This is a genomic window from Paenibacillus glucanolyticus, from assembly GCF_037333485.1.
GTDB classification, from domain to species: domain Bacteria; phylum Bacillota; class Bacilli; order Paenibacillales; family Paenibacillaceae; genus Paenibacillus_AQ; species Paenibacillus_AQ glucanolyticus.
Window position 1 is genome coordinate 3,577,391 of the sequence record NZ_CP147845.1, and the last position, 22,452, is coordinate 3,599,842.

Sequence of the window (22,452 nt, forward strand, 5' to 3'; positions counted from 1 at the left end):
GGTAATAGATATGGTTTCTGTGTTTAACTCTGCAGCTTATGCAAGCGTGATGCTCCTTGGATCGGGTCTAATGATGCTGACGGTCGACCGGAAAAATTATAAAGCAAGAAATATGAAAAAGGAGTACCGCTATTCCATCATTTTAGGAGTACTGCTGATCGTGCTGTCCGTCCTTGCCATCTGGAGTTACTTTACGATATTTCATACTTGACCGATGGTATGTAGATGGAAAGACCTCGCGCTGCCGCTTCCGGCAAAGCGGGGTCTTCGTGTATCCAAGCTGATGCAAACCGCTTGGTTCATGCGTGTTGATTCATGAATTCTGCTTCATGAATGCCACGACTTCTTCAAGCCGCATCTGAACCTCCGTATTCTCTTGCATATCCTTCAATCGCACCTGTCCCGCAGCCGCTTCCTTTTCGCCGATCAGAATTACATACGGGATGCCATCGGAAGAGGCCTTCGACAGCGTCTTTTTCAATTTCCGTCCGTTATGAGCGAATTCGGTACGTAATCCTTGGTTTCTGAGGACTGCAGCTGCTCGAAGCCCTTCCGGAATGGCATCTCCTATCGGAATAACAATCACCTCCGGCTTGCTCGTTCCCATTGGGCGGTTGCGGATCATTTCCATGATGGATTCCATTCCGAACGACAGCCCAACCGTCGGATAGGCAATATCATCCCTTCCGACGAGGTGTGCGATAATGGCATCATATCGTCCCCCTCCGCCCAGGCTTGAACGGTAGCTGCCCGAGACATCAAAGATTTCATATACGGTACCCGTATAGAAAGACAATCCGCGTGAAAGAAATGGATCGAACACACAATCCTGCTCAAGCCCTACTCGCTGCAGCATGTCTTGCAGCATCTGGACTTCACGTGCACCGGGGTTGTCGCCTACGCGGTATCTCCCGACAATCTGTTCGAAGGACGGCTCTTTAAGATCAACAAACTCAAGGATGTGATCGCAAACCTCAGGAGCCAGCACCTTGCTCACCAGTTCTTGCCGAACTCCTTCCCTGCCAATCTTCTCGATCTTGTCGAGCGTTAGCATTACCGTTGATTTCATCTCTGCGGGAACGCCCATCGATTCAAGTACCTCCCCCAAAAATCGGCGGTTATTCCATCGGAGGAGAACCGGAATCTCCAATCTCCGAAACGCTTCAACTGCGAGCTGCATCAGCTCGACCTCCGCTTCCGGACCCGGAATCCCCACCACATCGACATCGCATTGCAGAAATTCCCGCAATCTTCCCCGCTTAACGGGTCCATCCCGAAAGACCTTCCCCATCTCAAACCGTTTAAACGGCAGCTCGATACCGGGGTTAAAGGCAATCACCTTGGCAAATGGAATCGTCAAATCGTATCGTAGACCCAGGTCTCGCTTTCCCTGATCGGTCAGCTGATACATCTCCTTCTGAATTTCTTCTCCGCCTGCATACTTCGAAGACAACAGTTCCCGCTCATTCAGGATGGTGGATTCCATCTCCTCATAATCATAGCTCTCAAACACGTCGCGCAGTGTGGACTGCACCTTTCGCCGAACGGCCTGCTCCTTGCCAAAATAGTCGTATGTCCCTTTTACGTTCTGCACCTTAGATCATCCTTTCTTCTTCTGAAAATAAAAAACGCGCCGGACCTCTTGGTCCCGCGCGCTTGGTATGCGGCAGGGAGGCCAACGCGAACAGCGTCAGCCCACCCTGATTGGTTACAGGTGTGCTAACGCTGCTTGTGATGATGAAGTTGATTCCATTGGATGTTCATCATGATATAAACCCCTTCACTCCATAAATGATTAAAGGGAATTATACCTTAATCCATTCCTGTATTCAAGCAATACCCAAAGTTAAATAGCGCGCGTCCAATGACGATGCGCAGCGATTGCCTCCATGAAGGCTTGTCCGAACGGTTTAAGCTCCTCATTCTCCTGAGCAATCACGATACCTTCTCCATTTGCGGATGGCAGCAGATTAGCCCCTTCCGCAATAGCGCCGATTGGCTTGAAATGCTGGTAGGCTTCCTTGATAAAATCGAGAGTCTTCGGCTCAGTCAGGAGCTCCGACACGCTTAAGGCGCCCCCTGCGACAAGCACCGCGTCAAACAAGACCGAATCAGCCCCGAGGAGGGAATGCTGAACCTCCAGCTCCCCGCTGGTTTTACCCTTAATGGTCCCCAGCTTCGGACTAACCACTTCGGCGATGATGCCCGCTTGCTGCAGCTGGGATAACACAAACGGCAACTCGTCTGTGAATCCGTTACCTGCAAGCACAGCCACCTTACGCGTTAAGGGCAGCTTTACCGTATTCATCATGCTCAGCGCAGGCGAAGACTCACTGGAAGCCGAACCGCTGGTTTGGGGAGGAATCGTTCCGATGCCTTCCGAAATGCGGGTTGCGAGATCACTGTCGACATGAGCAAACAGATCAACGACCTGCTGGCGGATTTCCTTCCGCTGCACCTTACCAAGCTCGAATTGGAAAGCGGATACGATATGCATTTTCTCCACATCCGACATACTGTTCCAGAACATCGCCGCCTGGCTGAAGTGATCCTTGAAGCTATCGCTGCGGGCCTGGACCTTGCGTCCCTCTACCTTCTCCGTATAGTGCTCGTAGCCGCCTTTCTCAGGCGGAACCGGCTTCGGCGTATTGCCGGCGATGCCGTTCTTGTGATAGCTGACCGGTCCCTTATTGATGGTCATGCGGTGCATACCATCCCGCTGGTTGTTGTGAACCGGCGCAACGGAACGGTTGATCGGAATTTCATGAAAATTCGGTCCGCCCAGCCGGGATAGCTGCGTATCGGTATAAGAGAACAGACGACCTTGCAGCAGTGGATCATTCGTGAAATCAATACCGGGAACGACATGTCCCGGATGGAATGCGATTTGTTCCGTTTCGGCAAAGAAATTATCCGTATTGCGATTCAGTGTCATTTTGCCGATGATTTTTACCGGAATGATCTCTTCAGGCCATACCTTCGTCGGATCGAGGATATCAAAGTTAAAATCGAACTCGGCCTCCTCCGGAATCATTTGCACGCCAAACTCATATTCCGGATAATTCCCGGACTCGATGGCATCCCACAGATCACGGCGATTAAAGTCGGGGTCCTTCCCTGCCAGCTTCTGCGTTTCGTCCCATACGAGGGAATGTGTGCCGAGTACCGGTTTCCAGTGGAATTTCACGAAATGCGCTTTTCCCTCCTCATTCACGAAACGGAAGGTATGCACGCCAAAGCCCTCCATCATCCGAAAGCTTCGCGGGAGCGAGCGGTCGGACATTGCCCACATAATCATGTGCGCACTTTCTGTGTTGTGAACAACGAAATCCCAGAAGGTATCATGAGCGGACTGGGCCTGCGGAATCTCGTTATGAGGCTCCGGCTTTACCGCATGAATGAAATCGGGAAACTTCATCGCATCCTGAATAAAGAATACCGGCATGTTGTTGCCCACCAGATCATAATTTCCTTCTTCCGTGTAAAATTTGGTCGCAAAACCGCGTACATCCCTGACCGTGTCAGCTGAGCCTCTGGAACCTGCAACTGTGGAGAAACGGACGAATACCGGTGTGACCACGGAAGGATCCTGAAGGAACTTGGCTTTTGTATAGTCTTTCATCGATTCATATACCTGAAAATAACCATGTGCCCCGAAACCGCGGGCATGTACGATCCGCTCCGGAATTCGTTCATGGTCAAAATGCGTCATTTTTTCCCTAAAGTGAAAGTCCTCCATCAATGTCGGACCGCGTTCACCAACTTTAAGCGAATGTTCATCCTCAGAGACGTTCAGTCCCTGATTGGTTGTCAAGTTCTTGCCGTCATTGTCTACCGTGAATTGCTCCAGCTGTTGGTCCTTGCTTGTCTTGTTCTGGTTGTTAGCATTCGGATTGGAATTTGAATTGTCCATTTGTCGGAACCTCCTGGTATGTAGTAGATGAGCATCTGACGAGTGCAGCGATTGGCAACAGATCCGCTCGTGAACCCGAGATTTAATTACCCTGCAAAATGGAATGCGAATCCAGTTTCATCATTCCTTCATAAAATGCTCATGGAATGAACGCCAGCGGTTCCAGCCCCACCGGTATTAACCAAAAAAGCAGCCCACTCCGAAGAGCTGGACTGCTTATAACCTAAGCCGCATGCCTTCCGGCATGAGTAGTTCATACCTCCGATGCTGGCGGCCCATCTCCTTTTTTATATGCGATTTGCACATAACACGAGCTTGGAGCATGTTTTGTACACCATACAGAAGAAAAAATGATCTCAATCCACTCAGTCCGGCTCAGCCGACTCTGCTGCCCTGTCACTAGATTGCAGATGCATTGATTCTGTGTATCTCTTATACCTTCACGCGATCCGCTATCTGAATCAGACGCCTGATACCTTCTTCCAGCTGGATCTCACTGATATACGAATAACTGAGCCTGATCCACGAATCCATCCTATCCAGAGGATCACAAATACGCCCGGGAACAAAGGCTATCGACTCAGCAAGACATTGCCGCAATAACTCATCCACGTTGACGTTGTTCGGGAGCTCTATCCACAGATTCAACCCTCCTCCTGGGCTGGTCCATCGCCAATCCGTAGCCTCCAGCAGCTTCTCCATTCTGGCTTTACGAAGCTCCAGCGCAATTCGAAGCTTAGCCACATGCTCCTGAAGCCTGCTGGAGAAGAAATAATGCTGGAATATCTTCTGGGTCAGCAGCGGCGTTCCATTGTCCGAAAGGGCCTTGATCGGAATAATGGCATTCATCAGCTCCGGACGGGCAGCCAGCACCGATATTCGCAAGCCGGGAGCCACATATTTGCTGAAGCTTCGAATGTGAATGACATACCCTTCGGTATCGTAATAAAAAAAGGGCAGCGGCGGCGGATCTCCGAAATAGATGTCGTGATATACCTCATCCTCCACCAAAATGCATTGATACCGTTCCGCCAATTCAACCAGCGCCTTGCGCTGTCTGACGGGAACCGTATATCCCGTGGGATTCTGAAATGTAGGGTTCATATAGAACAGCTTCGGCTGCTCTGTACGCATAAGAAATTCGATCTGTTCGAGATCATATCCTTGCGGCGCAATCTCGACGGGAAGCAGCTTCACATTCTGCTGCACAAACAAATCAATCGCCGGACTGTATGTCGGCCGTTCAATCAATACGCGATCTCCGTCTTTCACCAAGGAACGTGAAATCAAGTCAATTGCCTGTTGAGAGCCCGTTGTGATCAGCAGCTCTTCCGGATGTACCGTTATGCCTTGTTTCTCCATAAAATACCGGGCCAATTCCGCTCGCAGCTCTATATCTCCGGACACCGAGGAATAAGTGCTCAGCACCTTCGGATACATATCAAACACTTGTTTGACATGATTGGACAGGTAGGCATTGGGCAGCAAACCAGGATCAATCAGGGCTTCGGACATTTGGTAATCCACTTGCTGCCTGTGAATGTCAGATAACCGGCTGCGATGGACATACAGCGATCTGGCCTGATAATCCCATGATCGGCTGTCCCGATGCGATGCTGGCGATGCATCGGCGGCTGCCGATTCCGATGCCGATACGAAATATCCCGATTTGTATTTTACATGAACAATCCCATCTTCCAGCAGCTGCTGATAAGCCTTCAGCACCGTCAATCGATGAACGTTCATTCTCCCGGCCATCACTCGCACGGAGGGCAGCTTGTCCAGTTCCTTCCACTCACCTTGGGTTATGCCATCCACGATAGCGTCATAGACAGATTGCTGCAGCTTCCGTTTTTCATGTTTAGCTCCCACCGTTGTGATTTCCATAGATGTTTCCCCCAATCTGTACCATTGGCGCATCTGTTCTATCTTCTAGCGATCTGGTCTACTAACTACCCATTATAGTATAGAAAAAGGAGGATGCTGCATGATTATTTTCAACTACTTGCTAATGTGCGCTATTTTCAGCACAACGTTTCTCGCCATCAAGGTTGGCGTTGAAGCCGGACTGCCGCCCTTTTTCTCGGCAGGGATTCGATTCCTTCTGGCGGGCGCACTCATCTTCCTGTGGATGATATCACGGCGTAAAGTGAAGTTGAAGCTGCTCCTGCGCAAGGAGTTCATTCTGATTGGAATGACCAGCACGTTTATGACATTTGCAACACTGTACTGGGCTGAGCAGCATATAACTTCAGGAATCGCTGCCATTCTGTCGGCAACAGGTCCAATGATGATTCTGATAGTTCAATCGGTTGTGATGAGGAAAAAAGCCCGGCGCAGCGATTATTGGGGATGCGCCGTCGGTTTTGCGGGGGTCTGCGTGCTCATCATGCCAAATCTGGTGCTGGGGAGCAATATGATTTGGATTCTGAGCTGTATCGTCATTCTAATCGGGGAGATCGGATATAGCGTGGGCTCCCTGGCTACCCGCAAACTGTCATTTGACATGCCCGATATCTCGCCGATCACGATCAATGCGGTCCAGATGATGTATGGCGGAGCTGCGTTATTGCTTCTGTCGGTATTCAGTGAACAAGTTCGGTTGCATGATATTCTGACCCTGCCTGCTATAGGCTCTGTATTGTATTTGATGATCATCGGCTCGATGCTGGGCCATAGCCTGTATGCCTGGCTGCTGAAAGCAACGAATGCGTTTTTCCCTTCCACCTGGCTGTTTGTTTCTCCGATTATAGCACTGGGACTGGGCGTGCTCCTGTATGCTGAAGGCATTTCACTCTATTCAATCCTTGGCAGTCTGTTGATTATTGGCGGGATCGTCGTCATCAATCTTCCTGAACTTCGAGCACGCATGAGCGCAAGACGCTTGGCGTCGAACACGCTTTAGAAATAGCACTTGGAGAAAAAAATTAAAACAGCTGCACCTCGTAACCTTCGTTACGAACGCGCAGCTGTTTATGTTTTAATATCCCAGATTATGGTTCAATTGTTAGTCCACTTTCGCACGATAAGATTCAGCAGTCAGCAGCTTCCCGAGGGCTTCCTCCAGCTCACCCTCCACCTCAACCTCAATAATCCATCCGCCATCGTACGGCTCTCCGTTTACAAGCTCCGGCTGGTCTTCCAGTGAATTATTCACTTTGGTAATGGTTCCGGATACAGGGGAATACAGCTCTGATACGGTTTTAACCGATTCAATTGTACCAATGCTATCGCCTGCGGAAACCGCAGCACCTGCCTCAGGCAGCTCAACGAATACGATATCGCCCAGCTGGCATTGCGCATGATCGGAAATGCCGACGCGCACCACGTTTCCTTCTACCTTCAATGCCCATTCATGATCGTCGCTGTACACCAAATTCTCTCTGATTTCACTCATTTACGGATACTCCTCTTTTCTTAAAGAAATGAAATTAAGGTGAATAAATGAAAAAAAAGAACACAAAAAAGGCATTCGCCTTCTCTCTGTCCTCGGTACCTGAGAGTTTGTGATCGACCACGTGTCGCCTTGGTCCTATCTTTCCCCTTGGGTGGCTTGCGCACTCTCCAGAGCTGCGTCAGATGGCGGTACTTTTACCTGAGAGATTACTCGTAAGCCCGGCAGGCACAACGGTTTGCTCCTTCGGTGCCGCCCGGCAGCTATACCCTTTTCGGCGGTCTCTCCCATCCATCGTCATCCGCATATTCGATTGGCTTATTCTCCCACAGAATAAAACAGGGACGAGGCGATGTCAAGATATCTGACAAAAATTTTAGCATTGAAAATATTTAAGTGAAATAAAGGTTGACACTTTATGGAGAAAGACGTTTATAATAATCACAAGAACAAAGGAAGATCATTACAACTCAATATATTTTCACGCGGATGATGGTAGCGGGAGAGATTACCAACAGGATTGACAGGTAACGCCGAAGGAGTAAGCCGTAACACGGTGAATCTCTCAGGCAAAAGGACCTTTACCGGACGCACCTCTGGAGAGAATTCTAAATGCAGAATCACCCACGGGGAAACTCACACACGCTTTACACAATACTAACATGACATGTGGGGTAACTCTCAGGTACAAAGGACAGAGCAGAAGGATGATTTAATGAGCGGGCTTTTTTTCGAGCGCCTCTTGTTATCCTTCTGCCTGTCCTTTTTTTGGTGTTCCCCCCTTAATCATGCCAATTAGAAGAGGTGAAGAGATGAGTTCATTACAACGTACACCGCTCTACCCGCTTTATTCCGATTTTCCTTCGGCTCGCTGCATCGACTTCGGCGGCTGGGAGCTTCCCGTGCAATTTTCCGGCATTGTTCAAGAGCATGAAGCTGTGCGCAAGCAGGCTGGGCTGTTCGACGTTTCCCATATGGGCGAATTTATCGTCACAGGAGCAGACGCTGAAGCCTTTATCCAGAAGATGACTACGAATGATGTAACCCGATTATCAGCTGGTCAGGCCCAATACACCCTAATGTGTTACGACAACGGTGGTACGGTTGATGATCTGCTTGTCTATAAACTGTCGGCGGATCAATTCATGCTGGTTGTGAATGCCTCCAACATCGACAAGGGTCTCCAGTGGCTTCAGGATCATCTTGCGGGTGATGTCATAATCCGGAATGTATCCGCAGAGACAGCGCTGATTGCAATTCAGGGGCCTGACGCTGTAAACATCATGGCGCAGGCTACCTCCGAGACACTAAGCGAGCTCCCTTCCTTCCATTTTATTCAGAACGCTCAAGTATTCGACGCGACAGCGCTGCTGTCCCGGACCGGTTACACCGGGGAAGATGGCTTCGAAATCTACTGCTCCGCTGCAGATGCACCTGCCATTTGGAGTGGTCTGTTAGCCGCTGGACAATCTCATGGACTCATTCCAACTGGACTCGGTGCCCGTGATACGCTTCGCTTCGAGGCGAAATTGCCATTGTACGGGCAGGAACTTTCAAGCACGATTTCTCCGCTTGAAGCCAGCCTGGGTTTCTTCGTGAAGCTGGACAGCGGTGATTTCATCGGTCGGGAAGCGCTTCAGCAGCAGAAAAATGCGGGTGTACCGCGTAAACTTGTCGGCATAGAACTCATCGACCGCGGCATTCCTCGCTCCCATTATCCTGTATTCAACAGTGAAGGTGAACCCATCGGCGAAGTGACAAGCGGTACTCAGTCCCCAACGCTCAAGAGAAATCTAGGCCTGGCCCTGATCGAAACCGCCTATACAAGCCTGGATTCCGAGGTATGGGTGGAAATCCGCGGTAAGAAGTTAAAAGCCAAAGTGGTTAAGACACCATTCTACAAAAGAGGAGCTGCCTTATCATGAAGCATCGTTACTTGCCTATGACCGATCAAGATCAGGCCGACATGCTTGCCGCAGTCGGTGCGGAGACGATCGAGGATCTGTTTGCCGATATCCCGAAAGCTGTCCGTTACAACGGAGTCATCCCTATGTCGAAACGACTGGGTGAGCCGGAACTTCTGAAGCATATGCGCAGCCTGTCGGATCGCAACGCCGATTTTGATCGCTATACAAGCTTTCTGGGCGCCGGTTTATATGACCACCATATTCCCGTTGTGCTCAATCATGTCATCTCCCGCTCCGAATTCTATACCGCTTATACGCCTTACCAGCCGGAGATCAGTCAGGGCGAGCTTCAAGCAATCTTTGAATTTCAATCCTATATCTGCGAATTGACCGGCATGAAGGTCGCGAATGCCAGCATGTATGACGGATCTACGGCACTTGCCGAAGCTGCAGCGCTTGCCAGCGGGGCGACTAAACGCAAGAAAATCGTCATTTCCCGCGCTGTTCATCCAGAAGCACGGGAAATCGTTCTCACGTCGGCTCATGGCCTCGACCTGGAAGTCGTTGAAGTCGGCATTGTGAATGGGGTTACCGACCAGAAAGCTCTCGCTGCCGCGATTACAGAAGATACAGCGGCCGTACTTCTGCAATCGCCGAATTTCTTCGGCTGCATTGAAGATGTGAGGTCGATCGAACCGTTGGTGCATGAGAAAAAATCGCTCCTTGTGCTAAGCGTTAATCCGCTCTCCCTTGGTTTGCTGGAATCTCCAGGCGTCCTTGGGGCCGACATTGTGGTCGGCGATGCTCAGCCGCTTGGTATTCCTGCATCTCTTGGTGGACCCACCTGCGGTTTCTTTGCGGTATCCGAGCCGCTGATGCGCCGGATTCCCGGTCGTATTGTGGGTCAAACCGTTGACCAGGACGGCAAACGGGGATTCGTGCTAACCCTGCAAGCGCGCGAACAGCATATCCGCCGCGAGAAGGCAACGTCCAACATCTGCTCGAACCAGGCCCTGCTCGCTTTGTGTGCGTCCGTTTATATGTCCACCCTGGGCAAAGCGGGCATGCAGGAGGCAGCTCTTCTCAATGTGCGCAAATCCCATTATGCTGCTGAGCGTGCATCCCATGGGTCCCTCTCCCTTCCATTCAGCTCTCCCTTCTTTAACGAATTCGTAGTGAAGCTGCCAGAAGGGACTAACATCAAGGAGCTCAACTCGAAGCTGCTGGGTGCAGGTTATATCGGCGGATATGATCTCGGTGTCTCCTATCCCGAGCTTCAAGGATGCATGCTGATTGCCGTAACCGAGCGGCGAACGAAGGAAGAAATCGACCAATTCATTGGCGAACTGGAGGCGATCATATGAAACCGGAAAAAGCATTGATATTCGAACTCAGCAAGCCGGGGCGTGTCGCCTATTCCCTTCCTGAGTGTGACGTTCCGGAAGTGGACGCTGCATCCCTCATCCCAGAAGATCTGCTTCGCAGCAATCCGGCTGAGCTGCCGGAAGTATACGAAGTAGATGTGATACGGCACTACACCGAGCTGTCGAGACGAAACTTCGGTATCGATAACGGCTTCTACCCGCTCGGTTCATGCACGATGAAATATAATCCGAAGATTAATGAGGATGTTGCCCGCTTTGCCGGGTTTGCCAAGATTCATCCGTACCAGCCTGAAGAAAGCATTCAGGGGGCTCTGGAGATGCTCTATACCCTTCAGAACGATCTGGCGGCACTTACCGGCATGGATCAGGTAACACTGCAGCCTGCTGCGGGTGCCCACGGTGAATGGACGGGTCTTATGCTTATCCGTGCTTACCATGAGAGCCGCGGCGAGAAGCGCACCAAGGTGATTGTTCCCGACTCCTCGCACGGTACGAATCCAGCCAGTGCGACAGTAGCCGGTTACGACACCATCACGATCAAATCCAACGAGCGCGGTATGGTGGATCTGGATGCTCTGCGCGCAGTTGTTGGTGACGACACGGCCGCCCTGATGCTGACGAATCCAAGCACACTGGGTCTGTTCGAGGAGCAGATCGTGGAAATTGCGGAAATCGTGCACGAGGCAGGCGGTCTCCTCTATTATGACGGAGCCAATTCCAATGCGATTATGGGTATTACCCGACCAGGCGACATGGGTTTTGACGTAGTCCATCTCAATCTGCATAAAACAATGAGTACCCCGCACGGCGGCGGCGGTCCGGGTGCTGGTCCTGTCGGTGTGAAGAGTTTGTTGATTCCGTTCCTGCCAAAACCGATTGTATCCAAACGCGAGGACGGCAGCTTCTATTGGGATTACGACAGGCCCCAGTCGATTGGCCGCGTAAAGGCATTCTATGGCAACTTCGGTATCCTGGTTCGTGCCTACACGTATATTCGCACCTACGGTCCAGACGGGCTCCGCCGCGTCTCTGAACTCGCCGTACTGAACGCCAACTATATGATGCATCGTCTGGCTCCATACTACGAGGTCGCTTACCCGGGGCTGTGCAAGCACGAATTCGTCCTGTCCGGCAGAAAGCTGAAAGAAAACGGTGTACGTACTCTTGATGTTGCCAAGCGGCTGCTCGACTTTGGTTATCATCCGCCAACCATCTACTTCCCGCTGAACGTAGAAGAATGCATCATGATTGAGCCGACCGAGACAGAAAGCAAGGAAACACTTGACGGCTTCATCGACACGATGATCCAGATCGCCAAGGAAGCTGAAACCACGCCGGAGGTTGTCATCAACGCACCTTATACAACCGTGGTGAAGCGTCTTGACGAAACAACCGCCGCACGCAAACCGGTTCTGAACTGCACTTGCGGTTAATATAAAGTTTGAGCTGTTATACAAGAAAGGGTGTCCCTCGCCAGTTTCTGGCGATTGGGGCACCCTTCTTTTGTGATACGGCATAATATGAACATTTATAATACACTACATCTTCATCCACAAAGGCTCTCCGTTCACGGCATCGATAAATTCCAGTACATGCTCTTCCGTTGTTCCTTCCAGCTCTGCTCTCCTCTTGTAGACGGGATCATAGATTAATTTGTAGCATGATGTGTTGTCGTCACCGTCAATGAACCACCTAAGCGATACTTCGAGATGGTCCGCATAACGGGCAAGCGCCTCCTCGGGCGAAACCATGGACTCAAACCGGCAGGCCTCCAGCTCTAGAATTCTCTCCTTCGACACACTGCGGTAGATAAGGACTTCACCTGTAATGGTACTTACGCTGATATGAACACGCTCGGTCCTGACCCTGTATTGATCAACAAATAACGGTAGATGGAAGTTCTCCCGCTTGCGCGGTTCAGCTGCGCCTTGCTCTTCCTCAAGCTCTTGATCCGCTTCCGACTCCTCTTCATCCCACTCCACTTCCAATTGCAAGTATGCCGCATATTCAGGGAAGAACCGCTGCAAGAATCGTTCTGCGACCCTCCAGCATTGCTCACGCGTTAACACCGCTTCACCCTCAGGGCTCCTTTGCTTATAATGCAGCCTTTCCAGATGGCCCGTCGATTTATCAATATGTACCATATAAGCCGCATCAAAGTTTCGAAGTGCGTCTCCCCATCGTCTTTCCATGTATCCGTCAACGGATAACGGGTCCGTTGTGGGACAACTCTCCTGATCCGCGCCAGCTTCATTGTTCGCGAGGTTTTTTTCAAAATAGTACAGAATTAGGTTCTCCTCGTCTCCTCTGGGCCGATCCAGAACGTACCTTGCGGTATCTATCCCAAGCTGTGCCTCCCAGAAGCGAATCAGGCTTGTGTATCCATCCGAGGACATATTCTCCGTTTCGGGGTTTGAATGAGCCATCGCCTCAAGCAATGCTCCTTCAGTCTCTTTGGACGGCTGCTGTATTTCATCATGGGCAGGGGGAATGGGAACCGTAGGCGGCAGCAGATCGTGCTGCAGAGCAAACAAGGGCTCACCCGTCACGGCATCGATCTTGCGACGTCCTTGAGCCGGTTCATAGACCAGACGATGCTGCTCCTCATTCCCTTCCAGTTCGTAAACTGACGGATATAATGTCGTAATGATTAACCCCATATGTATATCCTGAATGATCCGCTCCTTCGTTGCCTCAGGGGTGACGATTTCAGAAGGCCAACCGGGAAGTTCCACCCCCGTGTATTCGTCCGCCTGATATCGGACCACATTTAAATTTTGATCAAGTCTGACTTCACATCCGGTATTAGGCAGAGGCAATCCTCCTACTTCGGCCCTAATTTCGACATCATAGCGGTTTCTCTTAAACTCAGCGTGAAGGGAGGTCAACGCTTTATGATCCGGATGAAACTTGCTCATGAACGCTTTCGCGGCCTTCTTCGCCTGTTCAATTGCAACAGCCTCCTCCATCGATTCATGTGACTCCTGTTCGATTTCCAGCCTCATCAGCTGTCCGGTTTTCAAACTTAAAGATACCTCGATTTTATGATCTTTAAGCTGAGGATCCTCCCAAATAAACGTTCTTGCTCTTTCATTAAAACCCTTAGGGGTATTGTCCTCCATAACAAGTCTATAATGCTCAGGTATGAATGTTATTTTTCTAGCTGCCGTCAGAAGGGCGGTCATATCCATCGGCATAATCTCCACTCCGTTTCCTTCTCTATTAGAAAGTTCTGATTTATGATATAAAGTATATAATTATATTTCGCTACGTTCTACCAAGCTGACCAAATACGAAAGTTGCGGTGATGAAATGAATAACAAGGTCAATACCCTGGACATAAACCAGTATCTGGATCGTATTGGATACACCGGCCCAATTGTAAATAGTGCCTATATGCTTGCCAGATTGCAAGAGCAGCATGTGCACACCGTACCCTATGAAAATCTCGATATCCTGGACCGAATTCCCCTTTCGCTGGATATCCCCCATCTTTACGATAAAATCGTGACGAGGCACCGCGGCGGTTACTGCTTCGAGCTGAATGCCCTGTTTGGCTGGCTGCTGCAGGAGCTGGGTTTTGAGGTCACTCATTACTTCGGCCGCTTCTGGCGGGATGAAACCGATACTCCAGCCAAACGCAGGCATCATATTCTGCAGATAAATATCGGGGAGCAGCGCTTTATTGCCGATGTTGGTGTGGGAGGGGCAGGTCCGCGTCAGCCGCTGGAGCTGGTGGATGGCCTGGAACAAACCCAGGGCAATGAAACCTACCGTCTCGTACAAACAGAAGCATACGGCTGGATGCTTGAGGAGTGGAAGAAGGAAGCCTGGGATCCCGTATTCTCCTTTACGGAGGAACCGAATCTCCCCCGAGATTTCATTACGACTTCATTCTGGTGCGAGCATGCTCCCGAATCGCCCTTTAACAAAACCGCCCGAGTATCCATCCGTACGGCAGAAGGCAGAAATACTGTTGACAATGACGAATTCAGAATCTACAAGCCCAGCGGCGTCCATTCCTTTAAGCCAGGCAACGAGCAGGAATATGCGAATGCGCTCAATACTTATTTTGGCATCAAAATTGCCAAGTCATAAACAAACCCGGGCTACCCTTACAGGAAACCCGGGTTCTTCATGTTAATATTCAATTTTGCGCTCGGCTGAGCTCCAAGCTTGAAAGGGCAGCAAATAATTATCGGTCTGAATCTGCTTCATGGGAATCGAACGCTGTTCCATGGGTGTTGCAATCTCGTCATATATAAAATGATCATCAAACCCGATCTCGGCTGCCTCTTTTTTGGTGCTTGCATAATAGACGGCGTCCGGTCTTGACCAATAGATAGCTCCCAGGCACATCGGGCAAGGCTCGCAGCTGGTATAAATCGTACAGCCCTTTAACTGAAAATCCTCCATATGCAGGCATGCTTCTCGTATCGCTTGCACTTCGGCATGAGCTGTAGGGTCATTCAGAGCAGTAACCAGATTCCGGCCTCTGCCTATCACTTTCCCCTCTTTAACGACAATCGCTCCAAAAGGTCCACCCTCCACATTCTGAACGTTTTGATGGGCTTCCTCGATGGCTATCTGCATCCAGTATTCATGATTAGGTTCGGTCATTGCGTTAAGCTCCCCTCTATGGTCTCTACTCTCTACGCTCCCGTGGTCACAATCCCACTACATTCTCCTCGGGGCGATTATGTATAATCATAGCATATCTTCCCTCTGTCTCCTCGAATTTTCCAATATCCTAAATAAATGGATTGACGAAATTGTATACGAACGTATACAATCAAATTATGAGGTATACATACGTATACAATTAATTATTTTGAAGGAGGTCGTGCTGCATGCGAAAAGAGGATCAGGATATGCCGGGCCAGAACCGGGAGGAATTCCGCCATCGCGATAGCCACCGTCAGGGCGGGCATCACGGAAGACGTCTTGAGGAACACCACGGCGGCAGAGAAGGCGGTAAGATGGCGCAGACGTTTCGCAGGGGGCGTGCGCTGTCTTTTCTAGACCATTTATATGTGAAACGGGATACCTTGAAGAAGCAGGTAAATGACCCCGACTTTCAAGCAATTAAAGACGTGGTCAGCGGAGAGCTGAAGGCCGTGGATCAGATCATTCACGAGTACATTCAAGCTTTTGAGTTGTATGATACGAAGCAGCCCAGTGACAGCCGTTAATGGCTGTTAGACATTGTTTATTCAAACCCATAACCCTGACAGAGGTATAACTTGGAGCGTGATGATACTTGATCAGAAAGTTTTTTTCGTACTATCGTCCTTATAAGGGATTGTTCATTCTGGATTTTACGTGCGCAGTCATCGCCGGACTCCTTGAGCTTGCTTTTCCGCTGGCCGTTAGCAAATTTATTGATGATCTGCTGCCAAGCCAGGATTGGCCGTTGATCCTTATCGCCTGTATCGTCCTGCTGTCCATCTATGCGCTGAACACCGCGCTGCAATATATTGTGACCTACTGGGGACATATGCTGGGCATTAATATTGAAACGGATATGCGGGAGAACATGTTCTCTCATATTCAGAAGTTATCCTTCCGTTTCTTTGACAACAACAAAACCGGCCACCTCATGGGCCGCATCACGAATGATCTGAACGATGTCGGGGAAGTAGCCCACCATGGGCCGGAGGATGTGTTTATTGCCATCATGACATTGCTCGGATCGTTCTCCCTTATGGCTTACATTAATCTGGAGCTTGCACTGCTAACCTTCATCATCGTGCCATTCATGGCATGGCTGATCATCAAATTCGGCGGAAGAATGACAACAACGTATAGACAATTGTTCGGGAATGTAGGGAATTTCAATGCCCGCATCGAAGACAACGTTGGCGGTATCCGTGTCGTTCAGTCGTTTGCTAATGAAGAACATGAGAAGAAGCTGTTTGCCGAGGAGAATAAGCAGTTCCGTGCCACCAAGCTGCTGGCTTACAAAACCATGGCAAAGAGCATGTCGGTCAGCTATATGCTGATGAGATTAATCACGGTGTTTGTTATGATCTGCGGTGCCTGGTTCTTTATCCAGGGCAAGCTTGAAATGGGTGAGTTCATGGCATTCCTGCTGCTCTCCAACATCTTCTTCCGCCCGATCGAGAAGATCAATGCGGTTATCGAGAGTTATCCCAAAGGCATTGCCGGCTTTAAACGCTACCTGGAGATTATGGAAACCGATCCGGAAATCGCGGATGCCCCTGATGCCGTTTCCCTCTCCTCCGTCCGGGGAGATATCCGCTTTGAAGGGGTAACCTTTGGATATGAGTCGTCAAGAACCATTTTGAATAACATTCACCTGTCGATTCGTGCCGGGGAAACCGTCGCGTTTGTCGGTCCTTCCGGTGCGGGCAAAACGACGATCTGCAGTCTGCTCCCCCGCTTCTATGAGGTGGAGCAAGGCAGCATTACGGTTGATGGAATCGATATCCGGGATGTCCAATTGCGAAGCCTGCGCAAGCATATCGGCATCGTGCAGCAGGATGTCTTCCTGTTCTCCGGCACGATCCGGGACAATATCGCGTATGGCGATTTACATGCAACCGATCATCAAATCTGGGAAGCCGCTCGGCGAGCATCGCTGGATGACCTGATACGCAGCCTGCCAGACGGCATGGAGACCATCATCGGGGAACGCGGAGTCAAGTTGTCCGGCGGTCAGAAGCAGCGATTATCCATTGCGAGAATGTTCCTTAAGAACCCGCCGATTCTGATCCTGGACGAAGCCACGTCCGCACTGGATACAGAGACGGAGGCCCAAATCCAGAAGTCGCTTGCAGAACTGTCGGTGGGCAGAACAACGCTGGTTATCGCTCACCGCCTGACCACGATTCAGAGCGCGGACCGGATTATCGTCGTGAATTCCGATGGCATTGCCGAACAGGGCACACATCAGGAATTGATTCATTCCGGCGGCGTGTACAGCCGGCTTCATCAAGTTCATTAAGCATATGAAAGAAGGATGGTTCCCGGTTGTAAGGGAGCCATCCTTTTTATGTTCTCAAGCACACTCTTCGCTTGCACCGAAGGCCTTACAAAATTTCAGCAGGACTGCACAACAGCATTCGTTCAAATTGTCCATGGATAAAAAAGTTGTTGCGAGGAAACATTAATGGCGTACCGCAATGACTATGGTTATAGGAGGCGCTTTATGTTCTACATCTACAGTATCGGCTTGCTCTTCGGCGGTCTGTCGATCATCAATCTCGTATTTTCATACCAAACCAAGCATATCCAGCATCTTTTCTGGCCTACGCTGCAGTTTCAGTTGTTCATGCTCCCCTTGTTCCTCATTGCCAATATGTGCATAGGATACGGGATTCGTTATGGATACAAAGCTACCGATCAATTAGGCTACACCCTCATCTTCTCTAAATGCCTGGAAATCCTGATTTCATTAGGAGTGGCTTACCTGTTCCTGAAGGAAGTTCCAACTTGGAAGAACTGGGTCGGCATCGGAGTCATTGCGGTTGGCATCTTCCTTGTTAAACAGAAATAGACACACCATGCACCGGTTTCTTTTGCCGGAATCTTAAATTTCGTGTCCTCTTCATCCCTTAAACCGATTGGAGATTGGTATCATCTGCGGCTATACTTACGTTCTCTTCCCCATCCAGCCTTGCTCAAAGGCATAGCGGGTAAGCTGAACCCGATTCTCCAAATGCAGCTTTTGCAAAATATTTTTCAGATGATTCTTGACGGTATTCTCGGATATGCACAAGGCGACAGAGATATCGCGATTGGACAAACCTTCGGCCACGCGGCCCAGAATTTCTCTTTCCCGTGCGGTTAGCGGACTGTTGTCTGGATCCGGTTTCTCTTGCTGCGAGAACTCCTTCAGTATTCGAAAAGCGAGTTCACGGCTCATCGGCGCTTCGTCCACGGCTATAGCTTTCAGATATTCATGCCACGATTCAGGATTCAGGTTCTTTAACAGATACCCCTGCGCTCCGCGCTTCAAGGCATCAAACAGATGGGCGATATCATCGGATACCGTGACCATCACGATTTTAACGTAAGGAAACTTGTCCTTGACCTGCTTGGTCGCTTCTAGTCCGCCCATTCCAGGCATCTGAATATCCATCAGGATGATGTCAGGCATCCATTTCTCCGTGAGCTCCAGGGCTTCCTCGCCGCTCTGCCCCTCAGCTACCACCTCAAAGGTAGAATCACTGCTCAAGATGGTGCGGATTCCTTCTCTCGCAAGATCGCTGTCATCGATGATTAATACCCGAAAAGGCTGTTTATTCATTAGGTGATCTCCTTCCGAATGCTAATAATCGTTTTGTTATGCAGTCTTTCCATCATGAATTTCCAGCCCATGGCCTCTGCCCGGTCTCTCATAATTTTGATACCGTATCGGTTGCTGCTGAGCGGCTTGTTCAACTCAAAGCCCCTTCCATCGTCGCTGACGGAACACTTCCAGCCTGAGTCCGTTTCTACCGCCGTTATGCATACATGCTTCGCTTCGGCGTGTTTGTGGATATTCAATAAGGATTCCCTTATTGAGGCCAGAAGCTCCACTTTTTCCTTGGCAGACAGCATCGTGTCCGGAATATCCCACTGTATATCAAATTGGAGGTTGGTCTCCTGCTTAATTTCAGTTATCAGACTGTTCATGCTCTGCATCCAGGAGACCGACTCCGGATCTATAGGGTATCTGAGATTGGCGATTGCCTCTCTCACATACGTATTGGCACGATGCACACTCTCTTTGACCTCCTGATACGGAAGTTCCCCGGAGTCTCCGATGGCCTCCATCCGATCGATCTGAGCATTCAGCAAAAACAGGGATTGTGCAATGCCATCATGAAGCTCGCGGGCAATTTTCTCCCGCTCCTGCAGGGATGCATGCAGCGCCCGGGCTTCATTCAGCTCCGCCTGGTTACGCTCTATCAACGAGAACAGCTGCGTCAGAAACAGAATGGATACCAAAAACACAATCACCGGCGCAAGCCAATTCCCTAAATCCATCGATATATAAGGCAGCAGGAACTCATGGCGAACATACTCCCAGATGCCAATCGTCAAGGTTGGAATGATTAAGATCAACCATTTCATTTGTTTATAGGACATGTTATTTCCCGCCTTCGTTAATTTCATGACTTATCTCGTGATGTCTGGTCAAGCTCGTTATTCCCTCATTGTAATCAATATCATTATATATCGGTATGGCTCCAAAGAGCTATTGGAGATCGGATTGGCTTGACTGAACCCGCTGCATAAGACCCAGGATACGGCTGTAATCATCCAGCTCGCCGACGACGCGATCAACCATGATGCCGTTCTTATCGATCAGAATTGTCGCTGGCAAACCTGTGATGCGGTACAGGCGTTTCACTTGATTGTCCTGATCCAGCAAGATCTTGAATTCCAGATCATAGCGTTCTGCAAACCGCTCTACGATGGCTGCGTCTTCTCCGACATTGACGGCCACCACCTCCACGCCATGCATTTTCTTGGAAGCCTCGTTCATAAGAGGGAGCTCGTTAACACAAGGGTTGCACCAGGAAGCCCAGAAATTGAGCAATACCCCCGATCCCCTGAAATCACTCAGTTGTATCTCCTTTCCGTCCATCGTGGTTAACGTAAAATCAGGGACTTCATGGCCGATTCGAACATCGGCTTCGTTAGCGGTGTATGTAAGAACCGACTTCATTGTCAGAATGACAATGAGGATCAGTGCACCCCCTAACAACAGGTGCCGGATCACTTGAATATTTCCTGTGGAAATTTTGCGAATCATATTGACCTCCTTTAAGCATCATCAAAATATTGTCAAAAACCGATGAAAATGACTACTTTGAGCCATAGGTTGCTAGATAGAGTCGCATCTATAATAACAATTGTAAGAAAAATTCCAGTTTAACAGGGAGTAATGATTGATGAAAAGTATGTTAGAAGAGGATGCTATCACCCCAGCAACAAGATCCAAAAAACCGCGTGTCCGTTGGACGACTTCCCTTTATCAGTCGGTATGGAGATGGCATTTTTATGCTGGTATTATTTTCGCACCGTTTCTGATTATTCTGGCGTTCAGCGGGTCCATGTATCTGTTCAAGCCGCAGATTGAAGGGTACTTGTACAAGGACATGCTCACTGTACGCGAAGTGGGCTCGCAGGCACTCCGTCCATCCGAGATCATTGCCAAGACAGAGGGTGCTTATCCGGGTACCAAGATATCCTCGATCACCCTGCCTGATCACCCGGAGTCCACGTTCAGAATGTCGGCCATACGCAATGAACAATCCGTTATCCTGTATGCCGATCCCTATTCAGGCACGATCCGCGGGATTCAGAACAGCGACCAAACCTTCTCCGCTTTCTTCAAAAAAATGCACAGCCAATTGCTGATGAGCGGAACATGGCCGAACCGGCTCGTCGAGCTATCAGCCTGCTGGGCCGTCATCCTTGTCATTACAGGTCTCTATTTATGGTGGCCGCGCAATAAATCAGCGATATGGGGTACGCTGCTCCCCCGATTAGGCAAACGAGGCAGCCGCACATTCTGGCGTGATCTCCATGCCGTCCCTGCTTTTTGGCTGTCCATCAGCATCGTGATTCTCATCCTCAGCGGACTTCCGTGGTCAGGCGTACTGGGTAAACAAATCGATCGGTTTGCCAATGCCACGCATACCAATTATCCCCCGTATGCATTAGGTTTTATGGACAAGCCCCAATCGGTTACGGTCGCAAAAGATGTTGCCGAAGACATTCCATGGGCCGCCGAGAACATTCCGGTACCTGCATCGATGAGCGGCAGCTATATCCGTTTGGATGTTAATGAAATGACCGGAATCGCAGACCAGAAAAACGTTCAGAAGCCTTACACCATCTCCATGCCGAATGGAAACAGCGGGGTGTATACCATCTCTACCGACCATAAGAAGCCAGGTCTTAATGCTACGCTGCATGTCGATCAGTATAGTGGAGCCATCCTGACCGATGTTCGGTTTCAGGATTATGGCATCATGGCCAAAGCGATCACGCTCGGCATTGCCTTCCATGAAGGACGATTGTTCGGGGTTGCCAATCAGATTCTTGGCCTCTTGACCTGCATCGGCATCATGCTTATCGCGATCAGCTCCTACTTCATGTGGCGTAAACGCAAGCCTTCAGGGAAGCTTGGAGCACCGGGCCGAGCGAAGGACAAACGACTAACCATAGGGGTGCTGGCGATTATGCTGTGCTTTGGGGTGATCATGCCGCTGGTCGGTGTATCCATTCTGGTTGTCTTGCTGCTCGATGTACTGATCATTCGTCATATTAAACCACTAAAACACTGGTTTACAGCCTAGGAGGAGTTGCGCAAATGCCATCTAAAATAAAAACAGCTGTATTCGGTTTGTTGCTCATGATGCTCTTGCTGTGCGGATGCACTTCCCATGATCCGTCCCCATCGGCAGACGGCCTTCTCCCTCACCTGTCGGTTGACTTACAGATCACAACAAGTGCGGATTCGGACAACAACAAAACCTTCTCCGTTGCCATCGAGCACAATGAACAACCGTTCCAGGATGCCGATCGGGTGCAATTTGAAATTTTCCCTGAGAACGATCCGGAAGCTGTACAAATGGTTGAGGGTCACCAAACGAAACCGGGACTCTATGAAGCCAGCCAGAAACTGGATAAGGGACTCTATGTTGTAACGTGCCGAGTCCATTCGAAGGATTATCAGGTGATGCCTTCCCGGTATTTTGCGATTGGCAATGAAGCAGTCGAGAAGCTAGCTCTAATCGAACAGTCCCTTAAGGGTGACGCTGTCCAGACTCCTGACGGAGGAGGACACCACCATCATTAAGTACATACGATAAGCAAAAGAGCCGTCGTGAG

Annotated in this window: 20 protein-coding genes and 2 riboswitches; of the genes, 11 read left to right on the forward strand and 9 right to left on the reverse strand. The window is 49.9% G+C overall.

Translation table 11 applies throughout. The features are described 5' to 3' along the window. Positions 1-10: 10 nt before the first annotated feature. The gene (locus WDY75_RS16850; protein WP_006210782.1) at positions 11-211 is read left to right on the forward strand and encodes a CLC_0170 family protein; all 201 of its coding nucleotides are present in this window, start codon (positions 11-13) and stop codon (positions 209-211) included. A gap of 102 nt (positions 212-313) precedes the next feature. Here the strand turns inward: WDY75_RS16850 and WDY75_RS16855 are convergent, their stop codons facing one another. The 3 genes from WDY75_RS16855 to WDY75_RS16865 all read right to left on the reverse strand — a co-directional run bounded on the left by WDY75_RS16855 (position 314) and on the right by WDY75_RS16865 (position 5,800). Beyond that, complete coding sequence (locus tag WDY75_RS16855) at positions 314-1,594, reverse strand: histidine--tRNA ligase (RefSeq protein ID WP_063479487.1); 1,281 nt, start codon at positions 1,592-1,594, stop codon at positions 314-316. A gap of 252 nt (positions 1,595-1,846) precedes the next feature. Then, a complete protein-coding gene (locus WDY75_RS16860) occupies positions 1,847-3,913 on the reverse strand; it encodes a catalase (RefSeq protein ID WP_036639341.1) in 2,067 nt (688 codons plus the stop codon). Between the two features lie 432 nt (positions 3,914-4,345). Beyond that, entirely contained in the window at positions 4,346-5,800 is a 1,455-nt protein-coding gene (locus WDY75_RS16865) for a PLP-dependent aminotransferase family protein (RefSeq protein ID WP_063479486.1), read from the reverse strand. A gap of 100 nt (positions 5,801-5,900) precedes the next feature. Here WDY75_RS16865 and WDY75_RS16870 point away from each other — a divergent pair, with 100 nt between their 5' ends. After that, positions 5,901-6,818: a DMT family transporter gene (locus tag WDY75_RS16870; protein ID WP_063479485.1), complete on the forward strand. Its 918-nt coding sequence runs from the start codon at positions 5,901-5,903 to the stop codon at positions 6,816-6,818. Between the two features lie 102 nt (positions 6,819-6,920). On the opposite strand, the gene gcvH is transcribed toward WDY75_RS16870, so the two are convergent. After that, positions 6,921-7,310, reverse strand: a complete 390-nt coding sequence (gcvH, locus tag WDY75_RS16875) for a glycine cleavage system protein GcvH (RefSeq protein ID WP_006210786.1) — start codon at positions 7,308-7,310, stop codon at positions 6,921-6,923. 177 nt (positions 7,311-7,487) lie between these two features. Further along, positions 7,488-7,607, reverse strand: a riboswitch (glycine riboswitch). A gap of 189 nt (positions 7,608-7,796) precedes the next feature. Next, a riboswitch (glycine riboswitch) is annotated at positions 7,797-7,898 on the forward strand. Between the two features lie 221 nt (positions 7,899-8,119). Here gcvH and gcvT point away from each other — a divergent pair. From gcvT to gcvPB, 3 genes are read left to right on the forward strand one after another with little or no spacing between them, the layout of a single operon-like run. After that, positions 8,120-9,232 (forward strand): glycine cleavage system aminomethyltransferase GcvT, encoded by a 1,113-nt coding sequence (gene gcvT / locus WDY75_RS16880; RefSeq protein WP_063479484.1) that lies wholly within the window; start codon positions 8,120-8,122, stop codon positions 9,230-9,232. Continuing rightward, the gene (gene gcvPA, locus WDY75_RS16885) at positions 9,229-10,578 is read left to right on the forward strand and encodes an aminomethyl-transferring glycine dehydrogenase subunit GcvPA (protein WP_063479483.1); all 1,350 of its coding nucleotides are present in this window, start codon (positions 9,229-9,231) and stop codon (positions 10,576-10,578) included. Before gcvT ends, gcvPA begins: the two co-directional genes overlap by 4 nt. Continuing rightward, positions 10,575-12,032, forward strand: coding sequence for an aminomethyl-transferring glycine dehydrogenase subunit GcvPB (gene gcvPB, locus WDY75_RS16890; protein ID WP_063479482.1), 1,458 nt, complete (start codon positions 10,575-10,577; stop codon positions 12,030-12,032). Before gcvPA ends, gcvPB begins: the two co-directional genes overlap by 4 nt. Before the next feature lie 105 nt (positions 12,033-12,137). Here the strand turns inward: gcvPB and WDY75_RS16895 are convergent, their stop codons facing one another. Then, entirely contained in the window at positions 12,138-13,796 is a 1,659-nt protein-coding gene (locus WDY75_RS16895; protein WP_063479823.1) for a YcdB/YcdC domain-containing protein, read from the reverse strand. Positions 13,797-13,911: 115 nt separating this feature from the next. On the opposite strand from WDY75_RS16895, the gene WDY75_RS16900 reads away from it, so the two are divergent. Further along, positions 13,912-14,697: an arylamine N-acetyltransferase family protein gene (locus tag WDY75_RS16900; RefSeq protein ID WP_006210795.1), complete on the forward strand. Its 786-nt coding sequence runs from the start codon at positions 13,912-13,914 to the stop codon at positions 14,695-14,697. A 42-nt stretch (positions 14,698-14,739) separates the two neighbouring features. On the opposite strand, the gene WDY75_RS16905 is transcribed toward WDY75_RS16900, so the two are convergent. Further along, positions 14,740-15,219, reverse strand: coding sequence for a nucleoside deaminase (locus tag WDY75_RS16905; protein ID WP_063479481.1), 480 nt, complete (start codon positions 15,217-15,219; stop codon positions 14,740-14,742). A 230-nt stretch (positions 15,220-15,449) separates the two neighbouring features. On the opposite strand from WDY75_RS16905, the gene WDY75_RS16910 reads away from it, so the two are divergent. The 3 genes from WDY75_RS16910 (at position 15,450) to WDY75_RS16920 (ending at position 18,118) form a co-directional block, all read left to right on the forward strand. Beyond that, positions 15,450-15,791, forward strand: coding sequence for a hypothetical protein (locus WDY75_RS16910; protein ID WP_063479480.1), 342 nt, complete (start codon positions 15,450-15,452; stop codon positions 15,789-15,791). Between the two features lie 68 nt (positions 15,792-15,859). Continuing rightward, a complete protein-coding gene (locus tag WDY75_RS16915) occupies positions 15,860-17,566 on the forward strand; it encodes an ABC transporter ATP-binding protein (RefSeq protein WP_036639361.1) in 1,707 nt (568 codons plus the stop codon). 204 nt (positions 17,567-17,770) lie between these two features. Next, a complete protein-coding gene (locus WDY75_RS16920) occupies positions 17,771-18,118 on the forward strand; it encodes a hypothetical protein (RefSeq protein ID WP_006210800.1) in 348 nt (115 codons plus the stop codon). Positions 18,119-18,214: 96 nt separating this feature from the next. Here WDY75_RS16920 and WDY75_RS16925 read toward each other — a convergent pair whose 3' ends face one another. From WDY75_RS16925 to WDY75_RS16935, 3 genes are all read right to left on the reverse strand, one after another. Then, positions 18,215-18,871 (reverse strand): response regulator transcription factor, encoded by a 657-nt coding sequence (locus WDY75_RS16925; protein WP_063479479.1) that lies wholly within the window; start codon positions 18,869-18,871, stop codon positions 18,215-18,217. Further along, positions 18,871-19,695, reverse strand: coding sequence for a sensor histidine kinase (locus WDY75_RS16930; RefSeq protein WP_006210802.1), 825 nt, complete (start codon positions 19,693-19,695; stop codon positions 18,871-18,873). Before WDY75_RS16930 ends, WDY75_RS16925 begins: the two co-directional genes overlap by 1 nt. 109 nt (positions 19,696-19,804) lie before the next feature. Then, complete coding sequence (locus tag WDY75_RS16935) at positions 19,805-20,365, reverse strand: redoxin domain-containing protein (RefSeq protein ID WP_082834348.1); 561 nt, start codon at positions 20,363-20,365, stop codon at positions 19,805-19,807. 139 nt (positions 20,366-20,504) lie between these two features. Here WDY75_RS16935 and WDY75_RS16940 point away from each other — a divergent pair, with 139 nt between their 5' ends. Both WDY75_RS16940 and WDY75_RS16945 read left to right on the forward strand, forming a co-directional pair. Continuing rightward, positions 20,505-21,917, forward strand: coding sequence for a PepSY-associated TM helix domain-containing protein (locus WDY75_RS16940; protein WP_006210804.1), 1,413 nt, complete (start codon positions 20,505-20,507; stop codon positions 21,915-21,917). Positions 21,918-21,931: 14 nt separating this feature from the next. After that, positions 21,932-22,420 (forward strand): FixH family protein, encoded by a 489-nt coding sequence (locus WDY75_RS16945; protein WP_063479478.1) that lies wholly within the window; start codon positions 21,932-21,934, stop codon positions 22,418-22,420. Positions 22,421-22,452: the final 32 nt, after the last annotated feature.